Annotated in this window: 1 protein-coding gene and 1 pseudogene; both read right to left on the bottom strand. The window is 48.2% G+C overall.

Annotated features, from left to right (window positions below; translation table 11 throughout):
• Positions 1-257: pseudogene (locus tag R7P74_RS27075) on the bottom strand (ABC transporter permease); the annotation flags it as partial.
• Positions 254-650 (bottom strand): ATP-binding cassette domain-containing protein (locus R7P74_RS27070; protein WP_318123758.1); only part of this gene is annotated, 397 nt, incomplete at its 5' end. The gene R7P74_RS27070 and the pseudogene R7P74_RS27075, both read right to left, overlap by 4 nt.

The raw sequence follows: 650 nt of genomic DNA, 5'->3' as shown, positions 1-650 counted from the left end.
CTTTTCCAATCGATATTATTAGTTGCGTTACCAATACGAAAGACTGAATACAGCAGTAAGTTCACTTGGCCTGAGCGTCCGCCAACAATTAGGTCAGTTCCGGAAATGGTGTTCGCAAAGCTGTCTTTTGCTTGAGTGCGGATACGTTCTACGCCAAGCAGCAAGATTACCGATATTGCTACCGTCATGATCGTCAACACCGCTGTCGCTTTGCGGTTCATCAAGCTTTTCCAAGCGAGTTTGATTACAGCACTCACGCTAGCACCTCCATGTTACTGCTTTGGTTTATTTCTGGCAGATTAATGGTGCGATCGAACAAGCTTTCCAGAGTTGGATCATGGCTGACAAAGATTAATGTCGCGTTGGCTTGATTAGCCTGTTCCATCAGCAGTTCGATGAACGCCATGCGATTATCATGATCGAGTGCAGATGTCGGCTCGTCAGCAATGACTAACGCAGGATGCCCTATCAGCGCACGAGCTGCCGCCACTCGCTGTTGTTGTCCAATACTCAGCTCTGACACTGGGCGAGAGTGTAAATTTGTCGGTAAATGAAGCCGCTCCAACAAGGTTGTCGCTTGTGATAAAAGCTCGGCTTTGGAGGCGTTTGGTGTCACGCGATCTCGTCTCACTTTACTGAACTGGCAAGGA

Source organism: Vibrio sp. 2033 (assembly GCF_033339735.1).
This window is presented reverse-complemented; position numbering and strand designations above follow the sequence as displayed.